The sequence below is a fragment of the Methylobacterium sp. D48H genome (assembly GCF_053345715.1).
The window spans coordinates 1,163,546-1,187,586 of sequence record NZ_JBKFAP010000001.1; the positions used below are offsets into that span (position 1 = coordinate 1,163,546).

The window sequence follows — 24,041 nt, forward strand, 5'->3', positions numbered from 1 at the left end:
AACTTCCTTTCCAATGTGTCGGCCCTATTGTAGATCCGAAGGATACAATCCCGACGACCGGCTTCTACAACTGCTAGTTGTTTATTCAATACAGAAATCATCTTATGGTAGACAATTTCGGACTGAGAGCGGCGCGCGACAGCGATCGTGCTGCCGCCCCCGCGCTGCGGGCCGTCGCCAACGCCGCGGCGGAGCTTCGGATCACGTGCGTCCACCAGGGATTCGAGCTGTACGGCTCGGATCGCTGCTTCATCGAGACCGTCCGCACGATCCGGGCCGCCCATCCGGGTGCGCGGATCGACGTGGTGCTGCCGCGACGCGGGCCGATCGTGGCCGCGCTGGAGCCCTTCGCCAGCGAGATCGTGATCGCCCCGCTCTGGATCCTGCGGCGCAAGAACCTGGCGCGCCTCGTAACCCTGGGTCTGATGGCTCTGCCCATCGCGATGATCCGTGCGTGGCGCCGCATCCGCGCGAGCGACCTCGTCTACATCAACACCACCGTGGTGGCCGACTACCTGCTGGCCGCCCGGCTGGTCCCCGGCCGGAGCATCGTCCACGTCCACGAGATCCCCGAAGGCACCGTGCTGAAGATCCTGCGCGGGCTGATCCGCTGGAGCGGCGCCAACGTGGTTTTCAACTCGCGCGCCACCGAGCGGGCCTACGCCCTGCCCCGCGGGGCGACCGCCCGGGTCGTCTACAACGGGATCGCGGGTCCCGCCGAGCCGAATCGGAACACCTACGACGGCTCCCGGCCGCTCCGCGTGCTGATGCTCGGCCGGATCAGCCGGATCAAGGGCCAGGACGTCCTCGTGGAGGCGCTGGCCTCCCTGCCGGAGCCCGTGCGTCGGCGGATCGCGCTGCGCATCGTCGGCAGCGCCTTCGAGGACGAGGCCCGCGAGCGGGCCCTGGTCGGGCGGATCGCCGAGGCGGGGCTCGCCGCGCAGGTCACGCTCGAGCCGTTCGTGGCCGATCCCGCCGCCCTCTACCGCTGGGCCGACGTGGTCACGATGCCGTCGCAGCGGCCCGAATCCCTCGGCCGCGTGGCGATCGAGGCGATGTCCTACGGCGTGCCGCCGCTCGTCACGGCGATCGGCGGCCTGCCCGAGGTGGTGGAGGACGGGAAGACCGGCTGGATCGTCCCGCCGGGCGGCCCGGAGCCGATCGCCGCCGTGCTGGCGGATCTGGTCGCCGACCCGGCGCGCTGGCGCGACTTCGGCCGGGCGGCCCGGGCGCGCTACCTGAGCCTGTTCTCGGAGGCCTCGGCGGCGGAGGGCATCGAGGCCATGGTCCGGACGACGCTGCGCCGCCCGACGGCGACGGATCCGTCCCGCGCCGCGGACGCGCCGGCGCGACCGGCCGCCTAGGATCCCCGCGCGTCCCCGCGGGACCGGCGTCGGTCCGGAACGGGCGTCCGCCCTGAGCGCGGGCGCCCTCGGCGTGACCGGGACGACCTCCTGCACGCCCGCGGTCCGTGGCCAAGCGCCGCGGCCGGGCCTGCTGCCGGCGCCGCGCAACGACCGGCCCGGGCGCGTCCCCTTACCGGCCCCGGCCGCCCGGGCACCGGAGCCCCGCTCGCGACGCAGCGGAAACCGACCCGCGCGGCCACCGTCACCCTGTGGACGATCGGCCGCGCGAGGATGCAATGCGGTGGCGCCTGACCGATGAGGCGTGCGGCGCGGGAAACCCTGCCCGGCCGGGACGGGGCGCGAGGACGAGGAGCGACATGGCGGCCAAGCTCGCGGTTCAGGAGACCGCGGATGCCCTGGACTGGGACCGGCGGGTCTGGGCCTGCCCGGGCGCCAACATCTATTGCGGCAGCCCCTGGGGCACCTACAAGGCGCGGCGCGGCCTGGAGGTGCGGCGGGCGGTCGTGTCCGGCGACGGCGCGGACCTCGCCTTCGTCCAGTGGCAGACGCGCCGGAAGGGGCCGGCGCGGTTCATCCACGTCCAGGGCGGCCCGCTGCTGACCGCCGCGGGCGCGCACCGCGCGGAGGCGGTGTTCGCCGCGTTCATCGACCACCTCGCGCTCGGCCGGCTCGACGTCCTCGCCGTCGACTACGAGCAGTTCGAGACCCGCGACGCGACGCTGGCGCTGCTGATGCACGGCTTCGCCCCGGTGATCGGCGCGCCCGACCACACCCTCGAACTCGACCTGACCCAGGACCTCGACGCCATCCAGGCCGGCATGGAGCCGCGCTGGCGCAAGGCCCTGCGCAAGGCCGAGCGCAACCCCGAGGTGACGACGCATTTCCTCGAGGACAGGGCCGAGCGCCTCGAAGCCTTCGACGACTTCACCGCGATGTTCGCGGCCCTGCGCGAGCGCAAGGGCTTCGCCACGACGCTGCAGCCGCAGGCCTACCGCGACATCGCGGCCGAGGACGAGCGCCTGCTGTTCCTCGACGTCCGCGAGAACGGGCAGCGCGTCCTCGTGCGGATCGCGCACCTGTCGGACAGCCGCTGCACGGATTTCTACACGGCCTCGAACGAGCGGGCCCGCGCGACGGGCGCCGCGACCCTCGCGGTCTGGCGCTTCGTGGAGCGGGCGAAGGAAGAGGGCTGCCGGGTCTTCGATTTCGGCGGCATCGATCCGGCGGCGAACCGGGCCGTCTTCGAGTTCAAGCGCGGCCTGTGCACCGACGTGGTCCAGCACAACCCGCTCTGGGTCTACAGCCGGACGCCGGCGCTGCGCAGACTGGCGCCGGCCCTGCTCGCGCTGCGCTGAGCGACGGGCCGGTCACGCGGCGCCGAGGGGTCGCGCCGGTCCCGGGCGCCGCGCCAGGGTCCGGAAGGCCGAGACCGACCAGACCAGCGTCGCCACCTCGGAGGCCAGCAGGCCGGCGAGCGCGGTGGCGGGCGGCAGCAGCAGCAGCGCCGGCACCATCACGGCCATCCCGAGGGCGGCGCTCGCCACCGCCCCCGCCGTGATGGTCTGGAACGCCGCCGAGGCCTCGAGATAGGCCCGCGGGATCGCGTAGAGCAGCGACACGGTCACCACTGCCCAGACACCGAGCCCGATCCAGCCCATCGGCTGCGCGGCGAACCGACCCTTGAACAGGATGTCCTCGACCAGCGGCAGGGCGGCCGCCATCACCGCCCCGTAGGCGAGACAGGCGCTGCCGAGCAGGATTCCGTTGCGGACGACGAGCCGGCGGGCGGCGTCGACCTGCCCGGCCGCGAGCAGCCGGCTGATCTCGGGCAGGATCATGTTCAGCAGCGCGCTCGCGGGGATGCGCAGCGGCGCGTAGAGCACGATCGTGGCGGCGATCGGCGCGTAGGCGGCGGGCCCGGCCAGGAGCGCCAGCAGCAGGGTCAGCCCCTGACCCTGGACCGTCAGGCTGGTGACGCCGGCGAGCGACCACGCCAGGGTCCGCCAGATGGCCCGGTAGCGGGCGCGCGCCCGCGCGTGCAGCGAGAAGCGGATCCGCTCGCGCAGCGCCGCGTAGGCCACCCCGATCGCGACCGCGTGCGCGAGCGCGATCGCCGCGAAGGCCCGATCGAGAAGGGCCGTGCCCTCCCCGTTCAGCCAGCGCGCGACGAGGAGACCGCCGCAGACCGCGTAGACCAGGTCGCTCAGGCCAGCGATCCGGGGCCGGCCGCGGGCGAGGAGCACGATCCGCAGGTAGCTGCGGAAGGCGTAGAGGCCCACGAAGGCCCCGGCCGCGAGGGCGCCGAGGCCGATCACCGGGATCAGCAGAAGGCCGACGGCGGCCGCCATGAGGCCGGAGACCAGCACCGCGCCCGAGCCGAACATCACGTCGTAGCCGAGCGCCGCCGGACGTCCCAGGCTCCGGGCGACGTGGATCGTCGCCGGGACCGCCACCAGGGCCCGGATGTAGGTGATGCCGACCGCCCCGACCGCGAAGACGATGGCGAACAGGCCGTAATCGTGCGCGCCGAGCGCGCGCACCAGCAGGATGTTGAGGAGGAAGTGGAACAGGCTCTGGGTCAGCTCGCCCGACAGGATCACGGCGAACCGCCCCGACAGGACGGCACGCATCGGTCCGGGCAGGCGGAGGCGGCCGGCGCCCGGGAGCCGGAGCCGATCACCGGGACGCGGCATCGAATCGGTCATGTGGGGGTGGACGGTCTCCGTGTGGGCGCGCGGTCCGGGCGCCGGCGCCGGGAAGCAGTCGGCGGCGCGGCATGGTCTCGCGACTCGCTCCCGGCCCGGCGCTCATGCCGGAGCGTCCGTTTCCGGACCGTCTCAGGTGATCCCCCGGAAGGCCCCAGACAGTGCGGCAAGGCAGCGCGCGAGGTCGTCCTCGTCCGCCCAGACGTGCGGGCTGATGCGCAGCGCGCCGGAGCGCTCGCTCACGTAGACCCGGTCCCGCTGCAGGCGATCGACGAGGCCCGTCGGCAGACCCGCGGGTGGCCGCAGACCGAGGATGTGCGGCGCCCGCAGGGACGCCGGCAACGGCGCCAGGCCGAGGCCGGCGGCCCCGTCCGCCAAGCGGTCCGTCAGCCCGCGCAGCCGGGCGGCGACGGCCGGCACGCCCCATTCGGCGATCTGCTCCAGCCCGGTCACGGCCATGAACAGCGCGACCGGATCGTTGAGCTCGCCCCGGTCGTAGCGGCGGGCACCGGCGGCCGGCGGGCGGTTCCCGATATTCTCCTCGATGGCCGCCCCGTCCTGCCGGTGCGGCGCTGCGTACAGGAAGGCGAGACCGTACGGTCCGAGAGCCCACTTGTAGGTCGGGAAGGCCAGGAAGTCCGGGCGCCACCGGGCGACGTCGACCGGCACGGCGCCCACGGCCTGCGTGGCGTCGATCACCAGGGCCGCGCCGGCGGCGTGGACCGCGGGAGCGAGCCGGTCGAGGTCGATCAGGCTGCCGTCGGTCCAGTGCAGCGGGGTCAGGGTGGCGAGGGCGAGCGGCGGGGCGCCCGGCCGGTCGATCGCGGCCGCGACCGCCGCGGTCCAGTCGCCGTCCAGGGGGCGCGGCACCTCCTCCACCACCAGACCTTGCCGGTCGGCCAGCCGATCGAAGGCGAAGCGCAGGGACGGAAACTCGTCGGCCACGCGGAGCAGGCGCCCGCCCGGCCTCAGGGTCAGGTTGCGGGCGGCCACCGCCATGGCGTGGCTGACCGCCCCGACGATCGCGATCTCGTCCGCGCCGGCGCCGATCAGCCGGGCGGCCGCAGCGCGCGCCCGCTCGGCCCAGGGCGGGACCGCCGTGCGGGGATGGTCCCAGGGACGGCTCTTAACCAGGATACCCGCCTCGCCCGCCGCGCGCACGGCCCGCGGCAGCGGCGACCAGGCGGCGGCGTCGAGGTAGCTGACGTCGGCGGGCATCTCGAAGAGATGGCGCTGGCACGGGAGCCCCGCGGCGACGGATTCGGTGAACGCCATGATGCGCGACAGCCTAGAGGATCGGATCCGCCGGCACCACGGCCCGGACTCCATCGCGCGGCGCCCAGGCCGCAGGCCGGCGCGCCCGGTCCGCGCGGGGTGTTCGGCGGGGGCGGCAGCTGAGCTGTTGTTCCGGGCCGCGAGCCTGTAGAGCCTCGGGACACATCGCCACGACCCGACCGAGACCCCGTGACCCTGCTCGCCGATCGCGCCCCCGCCAAGGTCAACCTGACGCTCCACGTCCTCGGCCGCCGCGTCGGTGACGGCTATCACGTGCTCGAGAGCCTCGTCGCCTTCGCGGGCACGGCCGACCGCCTGACGCTGGATCCCGCGGCACCGCTCAGCCTGACCGTCAGCGGCCCCACCGCCGGCCCCGCCGGCCCGACGGACGACAACCTCGTCCTGCGGGCCGCCCGGGGGCTCGCCGCCCGGGTGCCGAGCCTGCGCGTGGGCGCCTTCCACTTGGTGAAGCGCCTGCCGGTCGCGGCGGGGATCGGCGGCGGCTCCTCCGACGCCGCCGCGGCCCTGCGCCTGCTGGCGCGCCTCAACGGGCTGCCCCTCGACCACGAGGCCGTCGGCGCGGTGGCGCGGGAGACCGGCGCCGACGTGCCGGTCTGCCTCGACCCGCGGGCCCGGATGATGCGCGGCGCGGGCGAGGCGATCGGGCCGGTCCTCGGCCTCGCACCGCTGCCCGCGGTGCTGATCAATCCCGGCGTTCCGGTGCCCACCGCCCCGGTCTTCAAGGCGCTGGGCCTGAGCGTCGGCCAGGATCTCGCGGGCGCGCCGCACCCGACGATCCCGCGGGCCATGGCGAGCGACGCGCTGCTCCGGGCCCTGGCCGGGGCCCGCAACGATCTGGAGGCGCCGGCCCTGACCGTGGCGCCGGTGATCGGCGACGCGCTGGCGGCCCTCCGCGCCCAAGGCTGCCGCCTCGCGCGGATGTCGGGCTCCGGCGCGACCGTTTTCGCGCTGTTCGCCGACCGGCGCGCGGCCGTCCGGGCCGCCGCCGCCCTGCGCGCCGCCCATCCGGGATGGTGGGTGGCGCCGACCTTCCTGCGCTGACCCGGCCCGCGGGCGGCGTTCAGCCGGGCTCCGCCTCGTACACCGTCACGACGCCGCGGCCCTCGGGCACCATCACGCGCCAGCCGCGCGCCCGCGGCAGGTCGCCGGGATCGATCGCGCTGGCCCGACCGGTCCCGACATCGAAGGTCGCGAGTCGGCCGTCCGAGATGCGTCCGCGCAGATACGCCCGGCCGTCGCCGAGGTGGAGCGCGGCCGGAGCGGCGGTCACGCCGTGGGCGACGTCCGCGAGGGCGCCGCTCGGCGCCAGGACGGCCCCCGGCAGCGCCAGCACGTCGGCCTCGGGAGCGATCTCGGACGCGACCCGCAGGTGGCCATCGACCGCGTGACGGCGGTTCAGCAGCAGGGCCTCCCGACGTCCCTCACGCTGCACGACGAGGGCGAGATCCGGCCCGTCCCGGCCGGCGATCAGGTAGACGCTGCCCGGCGCGAGCCGATCGAGGCGGGTGGTCCGGCCGGGACGGTGCAGGTCCAGGGTCATGCTTCCATCCGCGCGCGCCGCTCACCCCGCCCCTTCCGGTAGAACGCGCGACGCTCGGCTTCGGCCCGAACTACGGTGGCGCGCACCTGGAGCAGGTCCTTTCGGGTCAGAAGCCCGACGAGGCCGCCGGTGCGCGGATCGGTGACCGGCAGGCGCCCCTGCCCGGCCGACAGCATCACGTCGAGGGCGTGCGAGACCACGTCGCCCGGATGGACGACGGCGAGATCGGCGTCCGAGACGCGCTCGCCGAGGGTGCCCGCCTCGGCCTCGCCGTCGCGCTCCTCCAGGGTCCAGCGCAGGGCGTCGCTGCGCGAGACGAGGCCCACCGGCCGGCCCGCGCCGTCGACCACCGGATAGGCGTGGTGGGCACCGGTCTCGATCGCCGCGAGGGCGTCGGCCAGGGGCAGGTCCGCGTCGAGGGTCTCGACCGTGCGGGTCATCACCGCCTCGACCCGGGCGAGTTCGTAGGGATCGATCCCGTATTCCCGGGTCACGTGCTGCCCGCGCCGGGCGATCTTCTCGGTCAGGATCGAGCGCTTGAGGAGGAGCACGGTCACCGCGTAGGCCGCCATGGTGGCGGCGAGCAGCGGCGCCAGGGCGGCGACGTCGCCGGTCACCTCGACGGCGAAGACGACGCCGGTCAGCGGCGCCGGCAGGGTGCCGCCGAGCATCGCCGCCATGCCGATGAGCGCCCAGAAGCCGTGGGCGCCGGGCAGGAGGAGGCCGATCAGCCAGCCGACGGCGCCGCCGAGGATCAGCAGCGGCGCGAGCACGCCTCCGGACGTGCCCGACGACAGGGCGGCGAGCCAGATCACCGCCTTCACCACGAGGATCAGCACGACGGCGCTCGCCAGCATGTGGCCGGAGAGCAGGTCGTGGATGACGTCGTAGCCGACGCCGAGCGCCCGGGGCTCCACGAGGCCGCCCAGCCCGACCACGACGGCGCCGAGGGCGGGCCACCACATCCAGTGGAGGGGAAGCCGCCCGAATCCGTCCTCCAGCGCGTAGAGCGCCCGGGTCAGCGCCCCCGAGATCAGGCCGCAGGCGACCCCGAGCAGCGCGCAGGCGGGCAGCCCCCACCAGGGCAGGGCCGGATTGTCGGCGAAGGGGAAGAGCGGGCCGGCGCCGAACAGGGCCGGCCGCCAGCAGGCCGCGGTGACCGCCCCGACGGTCACCGGGACGAGGCTGCGCGGCCGCCACTCGAACAGCAGGACCTCCACGGCGAGCAGCACGGCCGCCACGGGCGTCGCGAAGATGGCGGTCATTCCGGCCGCCGCGCCCGCCACCAGCAGGGTCTTCCGCTCGGCGGCGCTGAGATGGAAGAACTGGGCGAAGAGCGAGCCGACCGCGCCGCCCGTCACGATGATCGGCCCCTCGGCGCCGAACGGGCCGCCGGTGCCGATCGCCACCGCCGAGGAGAGCGGCTTGAGCACGGCGACCTTGGGCGACATCCGGCTGCTGCCGATCAGGATCGCCTCCATCGCCTCCGGGATCCCGTGGCCGCGGATCTTCTCCGAGCCGTAGCGCGCCATGGCGCCGACGATCAGCGCCCCGATCACCGGGATCGCCACCATCCAGGGCCCCGGCGCCGCGCCGGCCAGGGAGGTCAGGTCGGCGTCGAGCCGGCCGTACCAAGCGAGGTTGGTCACGAGGCCGATCAGCGTGAGCAGGATCCAGGCGGTGCCGCTGGCGGCGGTCCCGGTGACGACCGCCATGCCGGCCAGCGTCAGGACCCGCCGGTCCGCGCTGAAATCTCCCAGCGCCCGCCGCGACGGCCTACCGTCCCCGCTGTCGCTCCCAGTCCCGCCGATCATCAGGGCCTCCTTTCGCCGCGGCGGCACTTATGTCGTGATCCGATATATTAGACAATGGCTCGACCGTTGCAGCCGGGACAGGACTGCCGATACGACGCAGCATCGGCGGCTCGGACGATTCACCACGGAGGCGATCATGGAGGCCGATGCCCCCGGAACGGCGGCGCTGTCGCGGGAGCAGTACGCGGCGCTGGCGGATTTCCGATTCCGTCTCCGCCGCTTCCTGGCGTTCAGCGAGGCCGCGGCGGCCCGGGCGGGGCTGCCGCCGCAGCAGCATCAGGCGCTGCTGACGCTCGCGGGCCACGTCGGGCGCGCGCCCGCCACGGTCGGCCTGCTGGCCGAGCAGCTGCTCATCGCCCCCCACAGCGCGGCCGAGCTGGTCTCCCGCATGGTGGAGGCCGGCCTGCTGACCAAGACCCGCGCCGTCGAGGACAGGCGGCGGAGCGAGCTGTCGCTGACGCCGCGCGCCGAGGCCCTGCTGCGGACCCTCACGGACGCACATCTCGCGGAGCTGCGCGACCTCGCCCCCGCCCTCACCGAGGCCCTCGGGCCCGCGACGCGGTGAGGCCGACGCGGGCCGTCAAGCTGGCGGAGGTCGGTGACCGTCGACGCGGCGGCCGAGAGCGCCCGCCCTCAGCGCGCCCGCGCCACGCAGAACTCGACGGCCCCGAGGAGCGCCGCCTTGACGGGCCCGTCCGGGAAGATGTCGAGGGCGGCCCGGGCCTCGGCGCCGTAATGGTGGGCGCGGGCCACGGTCTCCTCCAGGGCGCCGTGGCGCTGCAGGAGGTCGAGGGCGGTCTCCAGGTCGGTCTCGCCGATCTCGCCCTGCTGCAGGGTGCGCCGCCAGAAGCCGCGCTCGCCCTCGCTGGCCCGGCGATAGGCCAGCACGATCGGCAGGGTGATCTTGCCCTCGCGGAAATCGTCGCCGACGTTCTTGCCGAGCTCGGCGGAGGTGCCGCCGTAGTCGAGGACGTCGTCGATCAGCTGGAAGGCGATGCCGAGATTCATCCCGTAGGACCGGGCGGCCGCCTGCTCGGCCTCGGGCCGGCCGGCGAGTACCGGCCCGACCTCGCAGGCGGCGGCGAACAGCTCGGCGGTCTTGCCGCGGATCACCGCGAGGTAGGCGGCCTCGTCGGTCTCCAGGTTCTTGGCGTTGGTGAGCTGCATCACCTCGCCCTCGGCGATCACCGTGGCGGCGGCCGAGAGGATGTCGAGCGCCTTGAGCGAGCCGACCTCGACCATCATCCGGAAGGCCTGGCCGAGCAGGAAGTCGCCGACCAGCACGGAGGCCTCGTTGCCCCACTTGATCCGGGCGGCGACGCGGCCGCGCCGCATGTCGCTCTCGTCGACCACGTCGTCGTGGAGGAGCGTGGCGGTGTGCATGAACTCGACGCTGGCTGCGAGCTTCACGTCGCCGTCGGCGGCGCCCGCGTAGCCGCAGAGCCGGGCGCAGGCCAGGGTCAGGATCGGGCGCAGGCGCTTGCCGCCGGAGGCGATCAGGTGGTTGGCGACCTCGGGGATCATCGCCACGTCCGATCCCGTCCGCGACAGGATCGTGGTGTTGACCCGCGCCATGCCGTCGGCCACCAGCGCGACGAGGTCGTTGAGCCCCGCCTCCGCCTCGGGCTTCGGATTCTCGATGGAGAGGGCCATACCCAAGATCCGTGACCTCCAGACCGGTCGCCCCGCAGGGGGCGGGCGATCCCTTCGCACGCGCCCCGCGGCGCCGCAACATCGTCGCCGGCCGGATATGGGGTGTCGCCAGCGCGGATCTCACGCGACGAAACCGCCGATCCCCGCCCGTTCCGGAGCCGCGCCGCGATGATCGAGCTGATCCGGGCCAACGACGTCGTGCTGATCGGGTTCGCCCGCTCGGTCCTCGAGGCGGCCAAGATCCCGGTCCTCGTGGCCGACAGTCACATGAGCCTGATGGAGGGGTCGATCGGCGTCTTCGGCCAGCGCCTCCTTGTGCCGCGCGACCACGAGGCCCAGGCCCGCCGCCTGCTGACCGATGCCGGCATCGCCCACGAGCTGCGCCAGCCGTGACCGCCGAGGCCGGCAGCGGCGCCGATCCCTTCCTCGGCGGCCGCCTGCGCCTGCACCAGCCGCCGCGGGGCGCGCACCGCGCCGGGACCGACGCGGTGCTGCTCGCCCGGCTGCTCACGCCGCGGGCCGGGGACCGGCTCTGCGACGTCGGCGCCGGGACCGGCGCCGTCGGCCTCGCCTGCGCGGCCCTGGCGCCGGGCCTTCGGCCGACCCTGGTCGAGCGCGACCCGGCGCTTGCCGATCTGGCCCGCGCCAACGCGGCCCTCAACGGCATCGACGCGCGGATCGTGGTCGCCGACGTGCTGGCCCCCGCGGCGGAACGCCGCGCCGCCGGTCTGCTGCCGGACAGTTTCGACGTCGTGCTCACCAACCCGCCGTTCTTCGCGGCCGGCGATCACCGCGCCTCGCCGCATCCGGGCCGCGCCGCCGCCCACACCTTCGCGGGCGGCGATCTCGACGCCTGGATTCGCGCCTGCACGGCGATCCTGCGGCCCGGCGGGCGCCTGGGCCTCATCCACCGGGCGGACGCCCTCCCGGCCTGCCTCGACGCGCTCCGGGGCCGCTACGGCGGGCTGGCGATCCGCCCGGTCCATCCCCGCGGCGACGTGCCCGCGATCCGCGTGCTGATCGCGGCGACCCGCGGCAGCCGCGCCTTGCCGAGCCTGCTGCCGCCCCTCGTCCTGCACAGCCCCGACGGCACCTTCACCGACGAGGCCGAGGCGCTCCATCGCGGCGCACCGTGGCCGGCCCCCTGAGCGCCCGCGTCACGCCGCGAGGGCGGCGGGCTCGGCGTCGCGGATGCCGAGGAACCGCTCGACCTCCGGAAGGTCCGGGAAGGCGAGGAATTCGGGGCGCAGCGGCTCGGGCAGCCCCTCGAAGTTGAGCCCCGGGAACGTGTCGGGATGCGGGTAGAGCTGCCAGGCCGCGCCGGGCTCGACCGGGGGGAACAGGATCGCGACCTTCTCGGCGCCGAGGCGGACGATCCGCGTCGGGCTGTACGACAGGGTCTCGATGCTCCAGCCGCGGTGGTAATCCCGGCGGGCCTTCATGGTGCGGCGGCTCGTCGCGCGATGCATGGCGGTCTCCTTCGGTGGGGGTGGGAAGCGGGATCAGGCGGCGCTGCGGCGTCCGGCGCGCTTCGGCCAGCCCAGCGCCACGAGGCGGGCCTTGGCGTAGTCGCGCACCTCGTCGCGGGTGCCGGGCGGCATCGTCGCCAGGACGGCCTGGGTGGCGCCGTCCAGCATCAGGTCGGTGACCGCGTTGATGGTCTCGGCCTCGTCGATGCGGCGCTTGAGGTCGCCCTCGGCCTCGGTGACCTCGTCGAAGGCGGGGGCTTCCTCGAAATCCTCGTCGACGGCCCGGACCGGGACTTGGTGTGCCCGGAACTCGTCGGCCTCCTCCTCGGAGTAGACGAGGCCGTGCAGCTCGATGAGCTTGAGGATGACGCGGTCCTTCCCGCGCTTCTCGGCCATGGCGTAGACGTAGGCCGCCTGCTTGCCCGAGACGCGGTAGTTCACGTTGACCAGCGCCTCGCCCATGGACCACTCGACCCGCTCGGTCCCGGGCTTCGCGCCGGGCAGCCGGCCGGTGACCAGGATCACGGCCTCGTCGCGCTCGGCCCGGATGACGGTCGGCGGCTCGAACACGATGCCGGCCTGGGCCGCGATGCGCTCCAGGGTCTTGTGGTAGATAACGGCGGTCCCCTGGACGCGCCAGACGTTGCCCCCGAAGGGCTCGCCGTAGCGGACGAGGATGTCGGCGATCTGCTTGTCGGCGGTTCGCATGGGGCGCTCGGTCCGTCAGGGTGAGGTCGCGTCGTCCACAGCTTTTATCGGGGACGCTCTTTCGTTCTCTTTTTGTTCACATCTATATGCGCAATCCGCCCGCGATGCGCAAGGCTCGGACGCGAAAAGCTGCGGTCGCGGACGTGCGTCATCGTCGGACACGTGCGGGCGTGGCGCGGGTTCCCGCTCCCGTGCGGGAGAGCGCGTGCGTTGAGGATGTCTCAGGAAGACGGCTCGTTGTCGGCGCAGTCGTACAGCAGCTTCTCGGATCCGAAGGCCCGACGGGTTCCGGCCCGGCGCACGATGCCATTGCGGCACCCCCGCCGCCTGCGCCGCCGACCCGCATTGTTGCTGCACCGCACCCTAGGCTAGACCGCTTCCACGATGTCCGAGACAGCTGCCGCGATGACGCCTTCCCTCTGGACCCGCCTGTCGAACCCCAGCCACTTCATGCGGTGGTCGGGGGCGCTCGTGCCGTGGTTGACGGCCCTGTCCCTCGGCGTGCTGGCCCTGGGCCTGTACCAGACCTTCTTCGTGGTGCCGCCCGACTACCAGCAGGGCGAGACGGTGCGGATCATGTACATCCACGTCCCGGCGGCGTGGCTCGGCGTGTTCTTCTACGGCGCGATGAGCGTGTCGGCGATCGGAACCCTGGTCTGGCGCCACCCGCTGGCCGACGTCGCCCAGCGGGCGGCCGCGCCGATCGGGGCCGCCTTCACGCTGATCTGCCTCGTGACCGGCTCGCTGTGGGGCAAGCCCATGTGGGGTACCTACTGGGTCTGGGACGCGCGCCTGACCTCCATGCTGATCCTGCTGCTGATCTACTGCGGCATCATCGCCCTGTGGCGGACCCTGGAGGATCCGAACCGCGCCGCCCGCGCGGTCGCGATCCTGACGCTGGTCGGTGCCGTGAACCTGCCGATCATCAAGTTCTCGGTGAACTGGTGGTCGACCCTTCACCAGCCGGCCTCGATCCTGCGCATGGGCGGCTCCACCATCGATCCCTCGATGCTCCACCCGCTGCTGGTCATGATCGCCGCCGCGACCCTCGGCGGGATGACCCTGCACCTCTACGCGATGCGCACCGAGATCATGCGCCGCCGGGTGCGGACGCTGACGATCCGCGAGGCCGAGCGCCTCGACCGCGCCCAGCCGCGCCTCACCCCGACACCGGCCGCGATGCCGGTCGGGCAGCCGGTCTAGGAGGACCGCGATGGATCTCGGGTCTCACGGCGGCTTCATCCTGGCCGCCTACGCGTTCACGGCGGTGGTGATGGTCGCCCTCGTGGGCAACGCCCTGCGCGACCGACGGGCGCAGCGGCGCGCCCTAAGGGGCTTCGGCGAGGACCGGCGATGAGCGCGCCCCTCGACGACACCGCCGGCCGGACACCGCCGGTCCGCCGCTCGCTGCTGCTGATCCTGCCGGCGCTCGTCTTCGCGGCGCTCGCCGCCGTGCTGTTCCTGCGCCTGCGCTCCGGCGCCGACCCGGCTGCCCTCCCCTCCGCGATGATCGGCAAGCCGGTCCCGCGCTTCGACCTGCCCGCCGTGCCGGGGCTGATCGCCAACGGCGCACCCGTGCCCGGCCTGTCGAGCGCGGACCTCAAGGGCCAGATCACGGTGCTCAACGTCTTCGCCTCGTGGTGCGCGCCCTGCCAGGTGGAGCACCCGATGCTGATGCGGCTGGCGAAGGAGCCCGGCATCCGGCTCGTGGGGATCGACTACAAGGAGCCGAACCCCGAGGCCGGCCAGCGCTTCCTGACCCGGCACGGCGTCCCGTTCAGCGCGGTGGGGGCCGATGCCGGCGGCCGCGCGGCGATCGATTTCGGCGTCTACGGCGTGCCCGAGACCTTCATCATCGGGCCCGACGGCGTGATCCGCGACAAGCTGGTCGGCATCCTCACGCCGGAGAATTTTTCCAGCGTGCTCTCGCGCATCCGTGCCGCTGGGAAGGTGGCGGCGGCGCAGTAAGTATCACGCCTCCGGCTGCGCCTTCTTGCGCTCGTAGCGGGTGAGAAGCGGCGTCTGCGCGAGGGCGAACAGCACGGTGATCGGCATGATGCCGAACACCTTGAAGTTGACCCAGAAATCCTCCGTCTGGGTCCGCCAGACCAGCTCGTTGAGCGCGGCCAGCACGAAGAAGAACACGCCCCAGCGGAAGGTGAGCTTCCGCCAGCCCTCGTCGGTGAGGCTGAACATCGAGTCGAGCACCACCGACAGCAGCGAGCGCCCGAACACGAGGCCGCCGAGCAGCACGGTACCGAACAGGGCGTTCACGATGGTCGGCTTGACCATGATGAAGGTCTTGTCCTGCAGCGCCAGGGTCAGGCCGCCGAACACCACCACCACCACGCCGGACACGAGTGGCATGATCGGCAGGCGGCGCACCATCACGTAGTGAATCGCCAGAGCCGCCACGGTCGCCGCGATGAAAACGCCCGTGGCCACGAACAGCTTCTGGTCCGGGGCGACGCCGAACTTCTCGGAATAGGCGTTGCCGAGGAAGAACAGCACCAGCGGCCCGAGTTCCAGCGCCAGCTTCACGAGCGGCGGCAGGTGGCGGTGCGGGGGGACGGATTCGATCTGCATACGCTCGGTTGGCTCGGCTGCGGCGCTCACGGTAGGCTGGGAGCGTCGGACGGGATTCGCCGGGGTGTGTGTAACGCGGAGCGGTCGATGTCCATCACGATCGAGAATGCCGAGATCGAGGCGCTCCTGGCCGACCTCGCGGAAACCACCCGGCGGCCGGCGCCGGATCTGCTGCTGGACCTGCTGCGGCGGGAGCGGGAGCGGATCAACGACGAGGCGGCGCGGCGCATCGCCGAAGGGCTGGCCGCCGATGAGGCGATGCGCCGTCGCCTCAACGCGAGCCCGCTCGTGGACGCGCGTCCGATCGACGAGATCCTCGCCTACGACGAACACGGTCTGCCAGTGTGATCGTCGTCGATTCTTCGGCCTTCTTGGCGATACGTTTCGATGAGCCGGAAGCCGACGATTTCTCCCGTGCCATTGCCCGCGCAGACGGGATCGCGATGGCGGCAGCGACCTACCTCGAGTGTGCGATCGTGGCGATGCGCGCGGCGGACGGTCGTGCGGCGCTCGACGCGTGGATCGGGGCGCGACGCATATCGGTCGTGCCGGTCAATTACGCGCTCGCGCAGATGGCCGCCGACGCTTTCGCCCGCTACGGCAAGGGTCGGCACCCGGCCGGGCTGAACTTCGGCGACTGCTTCGCCTACGCGCTCGCCCGGTCGCTGAACGCGCCGCTCCTGTTCAAGGGCGAAGACTTCGCCCGCACCGACGTGCTGCGCGCCGCCTAATCCTTCTCCAGCCCGGCGATCGCCCGGGCGAAGTCGCGGGCCGCGAAGGGCTCCAGATCCTCCACGCCCTCGCCGACGCCGATGAAGTGCACCGGCAGGCCGAACTTCGCCGCCAGTGCCACCAGGATGCCGCCCCGGGCGGTGCCGTCGAGCTTGGTCATCACCAGGCCCGAGACCGGCGCGGCCTGCGAGAACAGCTCCACCTGGCTGAGCGCGTTCTGGCCGACCGTGGCGTCGAGGACGAGGAGCGTGGCGTGCGGCGCCTCCGGGTCCTGCTTGCGCAGCACGCGGACGATCTTCTCCAGCTCGGCCATCAGGCCGGCCTTGTTCTGGAGCCGGCCGGCGGTGTCGATCAGCAGCACGTCGGTGCCGGCGGCGCCCGCCTGCTTCAGGGCGTCGAAGGCGAGGCCCGCCGCGTCCGCCCCCTGCGCGCCGCTCACCACCGGCGTGCCGGTGCGCGCACCCCAGACCTTGAGCTGGTCGATCGCCGCCGCGCGGAAGGTGTCGCCGGCCGCGAGCATCACGGTGCGCCCCTCCGCCCGGAGCTTCGAGGCGAGCTTGCCGAGCGTCGTGGTCTTGCCGGCGCCGTTCACGCCGACCGTCAAGATCACGAAGGGCTTCCGGGCGGCGTCGATCGTCAGCGGCACCGCCACGGGCTCCAGCGCCCGCTCCACCTCCGCGGCCAGGATCGCCCGGACCTCGTCGGGCGAGATGCCCTTCTCGTAGCGGCCCTTGCCGACGGCCTCCGAGACCCGCATCGCGGTCTCCAGGCCGAAATCGGCCTGGATCAGGGCGTCCTCCAGATCCTCAAGGGTCGTGGCGTCGAGCTTGCGCTTGGTGAACAGGCCCGTGACCCGGTCGGATAGCGCCGACGAGGTCCGCTTCATCCCGGAGGTGAGGCGGCTCCACCAGCCCTTGGCCTCCGGCTCGCGGTCCGGTCCGGCGCCGGCGTCGTGCGCGAGGGCCGCGGCGCTGTCGACCGGCTGGATGTCGGGCTGGGAATCGGGTTGAATCTCGGGCTGCATTTCGGCAGCCGGCTCCACCACCGGCTCGCGGTTCATATCACCCGTATCGACCGGGTCGGCGCCGTGCGCGGGATCGTCACCGGCGGTGCCGGCCGGCGGACGCTCCGGCTCGCCCTCCACGGGCAGCAGGTCCGCACCCTCGACCGCGTCCGGGACCGGCTCCCCGGTCTCCTCGGGCGGCAGCGGAACGTGAGTGACATCTTCCGCGGCGGTGGCGAAGTCCGGCTCCCCCTCGGAGGGCGAGGCCGCCCCGGCCGGAAGCTCGGCCTCGGGCTTGTCCTCGGCCTGATCCTCGGCTCTGTCCTCGGGCGCGGGCTGGCCTTTGCGCCCGAACAGGCGTCCGAACCAGCCGGGCTTCTCCTCGCTCGCCATGAAATCGCGTCCTCGCCCCACCTTGCCCCGCCGACACCGACCCTCTAGCCGATCCGGATGTCCAACGCCTTCGACATAGGCGCGCGCCTCCTCTACCGCGATGCCCTGCTGCTCGTCATCGACAAGCCGGCGGGTTTGCCGGTCCATCCGGGCCCCCGCGGCGGCGAGACGCTCACCGACCACCTCGACGCGCTCCGGTTCGGCCTGCCCCGCCGGCCGGAGGCCGCGCACCGGCTCGACCGCGACACCTCCGGCTGCCTCGCGCTGGGCCGCCACGCCAAGGCTCTGGCGCGGCTCGGGAAGCTCTTCTCCGGCAGCGCCGTCGGCAAGACCTACTGGGCGATCGTGGCCGGCGGTCCCGCCGAGGAGGAAGGCAGCATCGACCTGGCGCTGGCCCGCCGCTCGGACGATCCGCGCTCGTGGTGGATGAAGGCCGACCCCGCGGGGGACCCGTCGCTGACGCACTGGCGGGTGCTCGGCCGCGCCGGCGGGCGGACCTGGCTGGAGCTGAAGCCGGTCACCGGCCGGACCCACCAGCTCCGGGTCCACTGCGCCGCCTCCGGCTGGCCGATCCTGGGCGACGCGGTCTACGGCGGCGCGCCCCGCGGGAGCGCGCTGCACCTCCACGCGCGGGCGCTGTCGATCCCGCTTTATCCTAAACGGGAGGCCATCACGGTGACGGCGCCGCCCCCACCGCACGTCGCCGAAGCCGTGGCGACGATGGGCGCGTGAGCCTCGCATCATCGCGAGCGCAGCGAAGCGACCCAGGGCAGCGCGACATCGGGAGACCTGGCGCCGCTGGATTGCTTCGCTCCGCTCGCAAAGACGGCGGCGGGCACGATTGAACATGCGCCTGGACCGCATCCGTCCTTTCGGGGCCCGCACGGAGCGTGACAGGCCAGGAAGACCGGGCGCTAGTCGCCGATCAGCCGCGCCCCGTCGTGCCCGGCGATGGCGATGCTGTGGAACGTCCCGGGCGCCTCATCGGCCGCCAGCCGCACGGCCGTGAAATCCACACTCCGCCCGACGCCGCCTCGCTCGGCCAGGACCGTCAGGCGGCGCCCGACCTGCGCGTCGAGGTGCCGCCGCAGGGCACCCGCACCCGCCTCGCGCAGCCGCGCCGCCCGCGCACGGATCACGTCTGGCGCAACCGGCGGCATGCGCGCGGCCGGCGTGCCGGGACGTGGAGAATAGGGGAAGACGTGCAGGTGCGTCAGGCCGCATTCCGCCACGAGGTCGAGGGAGCGGGCGAACTGCGCCTCCGTCTCGGTCGGGAAGCCCGCGATTAGGTCGGCGCCGAGCACGATGTCGGGTCGCAGCCGCCGCACCGTCTCGCAGAAGCGGATCGCGTCGGCGCGCAGGTGCCGGCGCTTCATGCGCTTGAGGATCAGGTCGTCGCCGGCCTGCAGCGACAGGTGCAGGTGCGGCATGAGCCGCTCCTCCTCGGCGATCGCCGCCAGCAGGGCGTCGTCGGCCTCGACAGAATCGATCGAGGAGAGGCGCAGGCGCGCGAGGTCGGGCACCGCCCGGAGGATCGCCCGCACGAGACCGCCGAGGGTCGGGGCCGGGCCGGCGAGGTCGCGGCCGTAGGCGGTGAGGTCGACGCCGGTCAGCACCACCTCGCGCCCGCCCCGGGCCACGAGGGTCTCGACCTGCGCGATCACGTCCGCCTCCGGCACCGAGCGGGAGACACCCCGCCCGAACGGGATCACGCAGAAGGTGCAGCGGTGGTCGCAGCCGTTCTGCACGGGCACGAAGGCGCGGGTGTGCCCGGCGACCGCCTCGACCCGCGTCGGCTCGGCCGTTCGCGCCGCCATGACGGCGCCCGGGCCGGTCGCGGCCGCCGACCAGCCCTCCGGCCGCAGCTTCTCGGCGTTGCCGACGAGGCGCGCGACCTCCGGCATGGCCGCGTAGGCCTCCGTCTCGACCTCGGCGCCGCAGCCGGTGACGACGATCTCGGCGCCGGGCCGCTCCCGGGCGATGCGCCGGATCGCCTTGCGGGCCTGCCGCCCGGCCTCGGCGGTCACCGCGCAGGTGTTCACCACCACCCGGTCGCGCCCGTCCGCAGCCGCGTGGGCCCGCAGGGCCTCGGACTCGACGGTGTTGAGGCGGCAGCCGAAGGTGAGGGTCTCGACCGCCATCAGGCCGCGCTGTCGAACAGCTCCGGCGCCAGGGTCCCCTCGGCGACGAGCGCGACCGGACCGGTCATCAGGACGTGGTCGTCGGCGCGCCACTCGACGAACAGCTCGCCGCCCGGCAGCGCGACGCTGGCCTGCCGGCCGATCATCCGCAGGCGCGAGGCGGCCACCACGGTGGCGCAGGCGGCGGTGCCGCAGGCGAGCGTTAGCCCGGCCCCCCGCTCCCAGACGCGGAGCTTGATCGTCTCGCGGCCCGTCACCTGCGCCACCGAGATGTTGGCGCGCTCCGGGAACAGCGGGTGGTTCTCCAGCATCGGGCCGATCCGGGCGAGGTCGAAGCTGTCCGGATCCTGCTCCACGAAGAACACCGCGTGCGGGTTGCCCATGTTCACGGCGCCCGGCGAGTGCAGGATCGGGTCGTCGATCGGGCCGATCTGCAGCTCGATCCGCCGGGTGTCGGGGAACGGCTCGGACAGGGGGATCTCGTCCCAGGCGAGCCGCGGCCGGCCCATATCGACCGTGAAGGCGCGCTCCGAGACGCGGCGCACCCCGAGCAGGCCGGCCTTGGTCTCCAGGGTGAGCCGGCCGCCCTCGGCCGGCCGCGCCATGGCCGGGTCGTCGAGCATCGCGTAGGCGACGCAGCGCGTGCCGTTGCCGCAGGCGCCCGATTCCGAACCGTCGGTGTTGTAGATGCGCATGAACGCGTCCGTGCCCGGACTCACGGGATCGTGCAGGACCATCAGCTGATCGAAGGTCGAGCCGGGATCCTGGGCGATCGCCCGCGCTTCCTCGGGCCGGACTTTCGCCGCGGAGCCGCGCAGGTCCAGCACCACGATCGCGTTGCCGGCGCCATGCATCTTCAGGAAGCGTCTGTGGGCGAGTGCGCTCATGCGGTCCCGCGGTTGGAGGAAGGCGCGGGCTATATCGCAAAAGCCGCCGCCCGGCGCGAGGGGTGCCACGGCGTGGCAGATGCGCCGCACCCGCGGCTCTCGTCCGCGGCGCCCTCGCGGGCCGTCCCGTTCACCACTAGGTTACGTTGCGGGAGCCCGCGCGATCATCCGCGGGCCTCGACCGGAGCGCCCTACGTGATCCGCCTTCGTCCGCCCGTCGCCCTCTCGGCCGCCCTCGTGCTCGCGTCGGCCGGCCCGATCGCCGCCCAGCAGCAGCCCGCGCCGCCGCCCTCCACGGCGCCCGCGCCGGCCCAGACGAACCCGCTGCCGACCACGACGGCGCCGAACCCGGTCGCCGATCCCGACAAGAGCGCGGCCCCGGCCCCGCAGCAATCGGTGGCGCCCCCGCCCGCGGGCCAGTCTGCGGCGGGAACGCCCCCGGCCACGAGCACGGGGACACCCGGCCGGCCCACGCTCATCGAGAAGGCCGGCGAGCCCGGCGACGTCGACGAGGTCACCCTCCCGGCCAAGCCCGCCGCGATCCTGTCCGGCAAGACCAAGTGGGAGGAGGCCGTGCCGAACCTGAAGCAGGCCTTCGCGCGGATCGAGGCCGACCTCGCCAAGCTCGGCGTCGCGTCGGCCGGTCGGCCGCTCGCGGTCTTCACCCGCACGGACGACGACGGCTTCGAGTTCGAGGCGATGGTCCCGGTGGCGGCCGCGCCGAGCCCGGCACCGGCCGAGACCGACGGCCTGCGCTTCGGCACGACGCCCTCCGGCAAGGCGCTGCGCTTCGCCCACAAGGGCTCCTACGAGTCGATCGACAGCACCTACGAGACGCTGACCGCCTACCTCGATGCCAAGGACATCGTCGTGCAGGACCGGTTCGTGGAGGAGTACGCCACCGACCTCAAGGACAGCACCGACGACAGCCTCGACGTGAACATCTACGCGCTGGTGAAGTAGGCGAGCGCGGGCCGGCGGCGGCGCCCTTCGGTCGCGACGACCGCCTCGGAATCGAGCGCGCCCTGCTCTCCGCTGGAAGCGCGCGGACCCGACGATGCGGACAGATCGCCGCTGCCCCGTACCGGCAGGAACAGGGGCGGCGGCCGGCGGATTCGCCCGACATGCCCGCCGCCGACCTCAGATCCGCGACCGTCCCGCGTTCACGCCGCAAGGCGGTCCCCGCCGTCGCGGATCCGGCCCTGGCCGAGAAGGCGCTCGCCGTCCACGCGCGGCTCTGCCCGGTCTACGGCTGCCCGATCCCGTACTTCCACAGCCTGGATCCGGTCAGCGAGCTCGTCTCGTCGCTCCTGTCGCACCGGACCCGCAACGCCGAGTCCGGCCGGGCCTTCAAGGCGCTGCGGGCGCGCTTCCCCGACTGGGACGCGGTGCTCGACGCGGACGTGCCGGAGATCGAGGCCGCCATCGCGGGCGTGACTTGGCCGGAGCTGAAGGCGCCGCGCATCCGCGACGTGCTCCGCGCCCTGCGCGACCGGCACGGCAGCCTCGACCTCGCCTTCCTGGCCGACATGGAGGTCGAGGCGGCGCGGGAATGGCTGCAGGCGATCCCGGGCGTCGGGCCGAAGACCAGCGCGGCGGTCCTGTCCTTCTCCACCCTGCGGATGCCGGCGCTGCCGGTCGACAGCCACCATCACCGGGTCGCCCAGCGCCTCGGGCTGATCGGCAGGCGGGTCGATGTCGGCCCGTCGCACCCGATCCTGCGGGCGCAGCTCCCCGCGGACTGGAGCGCGCAGGACCTCTACGACAATCACGAGATCCTGATGCTGCACGGGCAGAAGGTCTGCCATCATCATCGCCCGGCCTGCGGGCGCTGCGTCCTGGTCGACCTCTGCCCCAGCGCGAAGCTGCCCACGCGGGAGCCGTGAGCGCGTCCTTGACCATTCCGGCCTACGGGTGCGAGTAACCGCGCGCCCGGACGGCGCGGAGCCCCGGTCTTCCCTCGCTCAGGATCGGCGCCGATGGCCGCGTTCACCGAATTGGTCTTCTCGGGCGTCCAGCCCACCGGCAACCTGCACCTCGGCAACTATCTCGGGGCGGTGAAGCGCTTCGTGGAGATGCAGGAGCGCGACGCGCAGTGCCTGTACTGCGTGGTCGACCTGCACGCGATCACCGTCTGGCAGGATCCCGAGGCCCTGCGCGGCCAGATCCGCGAGGTCACCGCCGCCTTCCTCGCCGCCGGCATCGATCCGAAGCGCTCGATCGTCTTCAACCAGAGCCAGGTGCCGCAGCACGCCGAGCTCGCCTGGGTGTTCAACTGCGTCGCCCGCCTCGGCTGGCTGAACCGCATGACCCAGTTCAAGGAGAAGGCCGGCAAGGACCGGGAGAACGCCTCGATCGGCCTCTACGACTACCCGGTGCTGATGGCGGCCGACATCCTGGCCTACCGGGCGACCCATGTGCCGGTCGGCGAGGACCAGAAGCAGCACCTAGAGCTGACCCGGGACATCGCACAGAAGTTCAACACCGATTTCTCGGGGTCGATCACGGCGCACGGCCACGGCGACGCGTTCTTCCCGATCACGGAGCCGCTGATCGGCGGCCCGGCCGCCCGGGTCATGTCGCTGCGCGACGGCACCAAGAAGATGTCGAAGTCCGACCCGTCGGACAACGCCCGCATCAACCTCACGGACGACGCGGACGCCATCGCGCAGAAGATCCGGAGAGCGAAGACCGACCCCGAGCCCCTGCCATCCGAGGTGGCGGGCCTGAAGGAGCGGCCCGAGGCCGACAACCTCGTGGGGATCTACGCGGCGCTCGCCGGGATCACCCGCGAGGACGTTCTGCGCGATTTCGGCGGGGCGCAGTTCTCGACCTTCAAGCCGGCTCTGGCCGACCTCGCGGTGACGAGCCTCGCGCCGATCGCCGAGGAGATGCGCCGCCTCACCGCCGATCCGAGCCATATCGACGCTGTGCTGGCCGACGGCGGCGCCCGGGCCGAGACCATCGCGGCGCAGACCCTCGACGCGGTCAAGGACATCGTCGGCTTCGTACGGCGCGGTCCCAGCCTGCAGGCGGTGCGGTGACCGTCCGGGCGCTGGTCTTCGACGTCTTCGGGACGCTGGTCGACTGGCGCTCCGGCGTCGCCCGCGAGGCGGCGCGGCTGCTCGCGCCCGTCGCGCCGGACCTCGATGCCGGCGCCTTCGCGGACGCGTGGCGGGCCCGCTACAACCCGTCGATGGAGACGGTGCGCTCCGGCGCCCGACCCTACGTCGACCTCGACACGCTCCAGGCCGAGTCGCTGCCCGGCGTGCTGGCGCAGTTCGGCATCGCGGGCGTCTCCGAGGCCGTGCGGGGCGAGCTTGTCCAGGCGTGGCACCGGCTCGACGCGTGGCCCGAGGTGCCGGACGCGCTGCGACGCCTGCGCGAGAAGCACCTCCTGGCACCGAACTCCAACGGGCATGTCCGGCTGATGGCCGACCTCGCCCGCCGCAACGGCCTGATCTTCGACGCGGTGCTCGGCGCCGGCTATTCCCGCGACTACAAGCCGAAGCCGGCGCTCTACCGCGACGCGGTCGCGGCCTTCGGCTTCGCGGCCGGCGAGACCATGATGGTCGCCGCCCACTGGAACGACCTCGCGGCGGCCGCCAGCCACGGGCTCGCCACCGCCCACATCGCCCGCCCGCACGAGCACGGCCCGGCCGGCGGCGAGACCGCGCCGACGGTGCCGGTCACCCACGCGGCGCGGGATCTGGCGGATCTCGCCGACCGGCTCGGCTGCTGACGGAT

The 24,041-nt window shown here is 73.4% G+C and carries 27 protein-coding genes; 16 read left to right on the forward strand and 11 right to left on the reverse strand.

Annotated features, from left to right (window positions below; genetic code table 11):
- Positions 1-104 precede the first annotated feature (104 nt).
- Positions 105-1,364, forward strand: coding sequence for a glycosyltransferase family 4 protein (locus ACLBX8_RS05665; RefSeq protein WP_447714720.1), 1,260 nt, complete (start codon positions 105-107; stop codon positions 1,362-1,364).
- A gap of 359 nt (positions 1,365-1,723) precedes the next feature.
- Positions 1,724-2,722, forward strand: a complete 999-nt coding sequence (locus tag ACLBX8_RS05670) for a lipid II:glycine glycyltransferase FemX (RefSeq protein ID WP_447714721.1) — start codon at positions 1,724-1,726, stop codon at positions 2,720-2,722.
- A gap of 12 nt (positions 2,723-2,734) precedes the next feature.
- On the opposite strand, the gene ACLBX8_RS05675 is transcribed toward ACLBX8_RS05670, so the two are convergent.
- Entirely contained in the window at positions 2,735-4,072 is a 1,338-nt protein-coding gene (locus ACLBX8_RS05675; RefSeq protein ID WP_447714722.1) for a hypothetical protein, read from the reverse strand.
- Between the two features lie 132 nt (positions 4,073-4,204).
- On the reverse strand, positions 4,205-5,347 hold the full coding sequence (locus ACLBX8_RS05680; RefSeq protein ID WP_447714723.1) for an aminotransferase class V-fold PLP-dependent enzyme: 1,143 nt from the start codon (positions 5,345-5,347) through the stop codon (positions 4,205-4,207).
- Positions 5,348-5,536: 189 nt separating this feature from the next.
- On the opposite strand from ACLBX8_RS05680, the gene ACLBX8_RS05685 reads away from it, so the two are divergent.
- Positions 5,537-6,409, forward strand: a complete 873-nt coding sequence (locus ACLBX8_RS05685) for a 4-(cytidine 5'-diphospho)-2-C-methyl-D-erythritol kinase (RefSeq protein ID WP_447714724.1) — start codon at positions 5,537-5,539, stop codon at positions 6,407-6,409.
- A gap of 19 nt (positions 6,410-6,428) precedes the next feature.
- On the opposite strand, the gene ACLBX8_RS05690 is transcribed toward ACLBX8_RS05685, so the two are convergent.
- Positions 6,429-6,908: a hypothetical protein gene (locus ACLBX8_RS05690; RefSeq protein ID WP_447698376.1), complete on the reverse strand. Its 480-nt coding sequence runs from the start codon at positions 6,906-6,908 to the stop codon at positions 6,429-6,431.
- Entirely contained in the window at positions 6,905-8,722 is a 1,818-nt protein-coding gene (locus ACLBX8_RS05695; protein ID WP_447714725.1) for a chloride channel protein, read from the reverse strand. The genes ACLBX8_RS05690 and ACLBX8_RS05695 overlap by 4 nt, the downstream gene beginning before the upstream one ends.
- Positions 8,723-8,858: 136 nt before the next feature.
- Here ACLBX8_RS05695 and ACLBX8_RS05700 point away from each other — a divergent pair, with 136 nt between their 5' ends.
- A complete protein-coding gene (locus ACLBX8_RS05700; RefSeq protein WP_056531645.1) occupies positions 8,859-9,287 on the forward strand; it encodes a MarR family winged helix-turn-helix transcriptional regulator in 429 nt (142 codons plus the stop codon).
- A gap of 68 nt (positions 9,288-9,355) precedes the next feature.
- On the opposite strand, the gene ACLBX8_RS05705 is transcribed toward ACLBX8_RS05700, so the two are convergent.
- The gene (locus ACLBX8_RS05705) at positions 9,356-10,375 is read right to left on the reverse strand and encodes a polyprenyl synthetase family protein (RefSeq protein ID WP_091679233.1); all 1,020 of its coding nucleotides are present in this window, start codon (positions 10,373-10,375) and stop codon (positions 9,356-9,358) included.
- Positions 10,376-10,543: 168 nt separating this feature from the next.
- Here ACLBX8_RS05705 and ACLBX8_RS05710 point away from each other — a divergent pair, with 168 nt between their 5' ends.
- On the forward strand, positions 10,544-10,768 hold the full coding sequence (locus ACLBX8_RS05710; RefSeq protein ID WP_447714726.1) for a putative signal transducing protein: 225 nt from the start codon (positions 10,544-10,546) through the stop codon (positions 10,766-10,768).
- On the forward strand, positions 10,765-11,523 hold the full coding sequence (locus ACLBX8_RS05715) for a tRNA1(Val) (adenine(37)-N6)-methyltransferase (protein WP_447698373.1): 759 nt from the start codon (positions 10,765-10,767) through the stop codon (positions 11,521-11,523). The genes ACLBX8_RS05710 and ACLBX8_RS05715 overlap by 4 nt, the downstream gene beginning before the upstream one ends.
- A gap of 9 nt (positions 11,524-11,532) precedes the next feature.
- Here ACLBX8_RS05715 and ACLBX8_RS05720 read toward each other — a convergent pair whose 3' ends face one another.
- On the reverse strand, positions 11,533-11,844 hold the full coding sequence (locus tag ACLBX8_RS05720; RefSeq protein ID WP_100250639.1) for a hypothetical protein: 312 nt from the start codon (positions 11,842-11,844) through the stop codon (positions 11,533-11,535).
- A 33-nt stretch (positions 11,845-11,877) separates the two neighbouring features.
- Positions 11,878-12,552 (reverse strand): hypothetical protein, encoded by a 675-nt coding sequence (locus tag ACLBX8_RS05725; protein ID WP_056531636.1) that lies wholly within the window; start codon positions 12,550-12,552, stop codon positions 11,878-11,880.
- Positions 12,553-12,957: 405 nt separating this feature from the next.
- Between ACLBX8_RS05725 and ACLBX8_RS05730 the strand changes: the two genes are divergently transcribed.
- Genes ACLBX8_RS05730 through ACLBX8_RS05740 form a run of 3 tightly spaced genes read left to right on the forward strand, consistent with a single transcriptional unit; the run spans position 12,958 to position 14,520 of the window.
- On the forward strand, positions 12,958-13,755 hold the full coding sequence (locus ACLBX8_RS05730) for a heme ABC transporter permease (RefSeq protein ID WP_100250638.1): 798 nt from the start codon (positions 12,958-12,960) through the stop codon (positions 13,753-13,755).
- A 10-nt stretch (positions 13,756-13,765) separates the two neighbouring features.
- A complete protein-coding gene (gene ccmD / locus ACLBX8_RS05735; protein ID WP_020090708.1) occupies positions 13,766-13,909 on the forward strand; it encodes a heme exporter protein CcmD in 144 nt (47 codons plus the stop codon).
- Positions 13,906-14,520, forward strand: a complete 615-nt coding sequence (locus ACLBX8_RS05740; protein ID WP_447714727.1) for a DsbE family thiol:disulfide interchange protein — start codon at positions 13,906-13,908, stop codon at positions 14,518-14,520. The genes ccmD and ACLBX8_RS05740 overlap by 4 nt, the downstream gene beginning before the upstream one ends.
- Positions 14,521-14,523: 3 nt before the next feature.
- Here the strand turns inward: ACLBX8_RS05740 and ACLBX8_RS05745 are convergent, their stop codons facing one another.
- Entirely contained in the window at positions 14,524-15,138 is a 615-nt protein-coding gene (locus ACLBX8_RS05745) for a septation protein A (protein ID WP_447698370.1), read from the reverse strand.
- Positions 15,139-15,225: 87 nt separating this feature from the next.
- On the opposite strand from ACLBX8_RS05745, the gene ACLBX8_RS05750 reads away from it, so the two are divergent.
- Both ACLBX8_RS05750 and ACLBX8_RS05755 read left to right on the forward strand, forming a co-directional pair.
- On the forward strand, positions 15,226-15,486 hold the full coding sequence (locus tag ACLBX8_RS05750) for a type II toxin-antitoxin system VapB family antitoxin (RefSeq protein ID WP_042674895.1): 261 nt from the start codon (positions 15,226-15,228) through the stop codon (positions 15,484-15,486).
- Complete coding sequence (locus ACLBX8_RS05755) at positions 15,483-15,869, forward strand: type II toxin-antitoxin system VapC family toxin (RefSeq protein ID WP_447714728.1); 387 nt, start codon at positions 15,483-15,485, stop codon at positions 15,867-15,869. The genes ACLBX8_RS05750 and ACLBX8_RS05755 overlap by 4 nt, the downstream gene beginning before the upstream one ends.
- Here the strand turns inward: ACLBX8_RS05755 and ftsY are convergent.
- Entirely contained in the window at positions 15,866-17,266 is a 1,401-nt protein-coding gene (ftsY, locus tag ACLBX8_RS05760; protein WP_447698369.1) for a signal recognition particle-docking protein FtsY, read from the reverse strand. The genes ACLBX8_RS05755 and ftsY overlap by 4 nt on opposite strands.
- A 57-nt stretch (positions 17,267-17,323) precedes the next feature.
- Here ftsY and ACLBX8_RS05765 point away from each other — a divergent pair, with 57 nt between their 5' ends.
- On the forward strand, positions 17,324-17,998 hold the full coding sequence (locus tag ACLBX8_RS05765; protein ID WP_447714729.1) for an RluA family pseudouridine synthase: 675 nt from the start codon (positions 17,324-17,326) through the stop codon (positions 17,996-17,998).
- Between the two features lie 182 nt (positions 17,999-18,180).
- Here ACLBX8_RS05765 and mtaB read toward each other — a convergent pair whose 3' ends face one another.
- Complete coding sequence (gene mtaB, locus ACLBX8_RS05770; protein WP_447714730.1) at positions 18,181-19,407, reverse strand: tRNA (N(6)-L-threonylcarbamoyladenosine(37)-C(2))-methylthiotransferase MtaB; 1,227 nt, start codon at positions 19,405-19,407, stop codon at positions 18,181-18,183.
- On the reverse strand, positions 19,407-20,294 hold the full coding sequence (gene dapF, locus ACLBX8_RS05775) for a diaminopimelate epimerase (RefSeq protein WP_091679253.1): 888 nt from the start codon (positions 20,292-20,294) through the stop codon (positions 19,407-19,409). Before dapF ends, mtaB begins: the two co-directional genes overlap by 1 nt.
- A 195-nt stretch (positions 20,295-20,489) precedes the next feature.
- On the opposite strand from dapF, the gene ACLBX8_RS05780 reads away from it, so the two are divergent.
- The 4 genes from ACLBX8_RS05780 (at position 20,490) to ACLBX8_RS05795 (ending at position 24,036) form a co-directional block, all read left to right on the forward strand.
- On the forward strand, positions 20,490-21,257 hold the full coding sequence (locus ACLBX8_RS05780) for a GyrI-like domain-containing protein (RefSeq protein WP_447714731.1): 768 nt from the start codon (positions 20,490-20,492) through the stop codon (positions 21,255-21,257).
- A gap of 161 nt (positions 21,258-21,418) precedes the next feature.
- Positions 21,419-22,180 carry an endonuclease III domain-containing protein gene (locus tag ACLBX8_RS05785; protein WP_042674887.1) on the forward strand — a complete coding sequence of 254 codons (762 nt, stop codon included), beginning with the start codon at positions 21,419-21,421 and terminating at the stop codon, positions 22,178-22,180.
- A gap of 93 nt (positions 22,181-22,273) precedes the next feature.
- Positions 22,274-23,338 carry a tryptophan--tRNA ligase gene (gene trpS / locus ACLBX8_RS05790; protein ID WP_091679259.1) on the forward strand — a complete coding sequence of 355 codons (1,065 nt, stop codon included), beginning with the start codon at positions 22,274-22,276 and terminating at the stop codon, positions 23,336-23,338.
- Entirely contained in the window at positions 23,335-24,036 is a 702-nt protein-coding gene (locus ACLBX8_RS05795) for a haloacid dehalogenase type II (protein ID WP_447714732.1), read from the forward strand. The genes trpS and ACLBX8_RS05795 overlap by 4 nt, the downstream gene beginning before the upstream one ends.
- Positions 24,037-24,041: the final 5 nt, after the last annotated feature.

Coding starts and splice junctions, on each gene's coding strand:
- ACLBX8_RS05665 (WP_447714720.1), top strand. CDS start 105: ATGGTAGACAATTTCGGACTGAGAGCGGCGCGCGACAGCGATCGTGCT.
- ACLBX8_RS05670 (WP_447714721.1), top strand. CDS start 1,724: ATGGCGGCCAAGCTCGCGGTTCAGGAGACCGCGGATGCCCTGGACTGG.
- ACLBX8_RS05675 (WP_447714722.1), bottom strand. CDS start 4,072: ATGACCGATTCGATGCCGCGTCCCGGTGATCGGCTCCGGCTCCCGGGC.
- ACLBX8_RS05680 (WP_447714723.1), bottom strand. CDS start 5,347: ATGGCGTTCACCGAATCCGTCGCCGCGGGGCTCCCGTGCCAGCGCCAT.
- ACLBX8_RS05690 (WP_447698376.1), bottom strand. CDS start 6,908: ATGACCCTGGACCTGCACCGTCCCGGCCGGACCACCCGCCTCGATCGG.
- ACLBX8_RS05695 (WP_447714725.1), bottom strand. CDS start 8,722: ATGATCGGCGGGACTGGGAGCGACAGCGGGGACGGTAGGCCGTCGCGG.
- ACLBX8_RS05700 (WP_056531645.1), top strand. CDS start 8,859: ATGGAGGCCGATGCCCCCGGAACGGCGGCGCTGTCGCGGGAGCAGTAC.
- ACLBX8_RS05705 (WP_091679233.1), bottom strand. CDS start 10,375: ATGGCCCTCTCCATCGAGAATCCGAAGCCCGAGGCGGAGGCGGGGCTC.
- ACLBX8_RS05710 (WP_447714726.1), top strand. CDS start 10,544: ATGATCGAGCTGATCCGGGCCAACGACGTCGTGCTGATCGGGTTCGCC.
- ACLBX8_RS05720 (WP_100250639.1), bottom strand. CDS start 11,844: ATGCATCGCGCGACGAGCCGCCGCACCATGAAGGCCCGCCGGGATTAC.
- ACLBX8_RS05725 (WP_056531636.1), bottom strand. CDS start 12,552: ATGCGAACCGCCGACAAGCAGATCGCCGACATCCTCGTCCGCTACGGC.
- ACLBX8_RS05730 (WP_100250638.1), top strand. CDS start 12,958: ATGACGCCTTCCCTCTGGACCCGCCTGTCGAACCCCAGCCACTTCATG.
- ccmD (WP_020090708.1), top strand. CDS start 13,766: ATGGATCTCGGGTCTCACGGCGGCTTCATCCTGGCCGCCTACGCGTTC.
- ACLBX8_RS05740 (WP_447714727.1), top strand. CDS start 13,906: ATGAGCGCGCCCCTCGACGACACCGCCGGCCGGACACCGCCGGTCCGC.
- ACLBX8_RS05745 (WP_447698370.1), bottom strand. CDS start 15,138: ATGCAGATCGAATCCGTCCCCCCGCACCGCCACCTGCCGCCGCTCGTG.
- ACLBX8_RS05750 (WP_042674895.1), top strand. CDS start 15,226: ATGTCCATCACGATCGAGAATGCCGAGATCGAGGCGCTCCTGGCCGAC.
- ftsY (WP_447698369.1), bottom strand. CDS start 17,266: ATGGCGAGCGAGGAGAAGCCCGGCTGGTTCGGACGCCTGTTCGGGCGC.
- ACLBX8_RS05765 (WP_447714729.1), top strand. CDS start 17,324: ATGTCCAACGCCTTCGACATAGGCGCGCGCCTCCTCTACCGCGATGCC.
- mtaB (WP_447714730.1), bottom strand. CDS start 19,407: ATGGCGGTCGAGACCCTCACCTTCGGCTGCCGCCTCAACACCGTCGAG.
- dapF (WP_091679253.1), bottom strand. CDS start 20,294: ATGAGCGCACTCGCCCACAGACGCTTCCTGAAGATGCATGGCGCCGGC.
- ACLBX8_RS05785 (WP_042674887.1), top strand. CDS start 21,419: ATGCCCGCCGCCGACCTCAGATCCGCGACCGTCCCGCGTTCACGCCGC.
- trpS (WP_091679259.1), top strand. CDS start 22,274: ATGGCCGCGTTCACCGAATTGGTCTTCTCGGGCGTCCAGCCCACCGGC.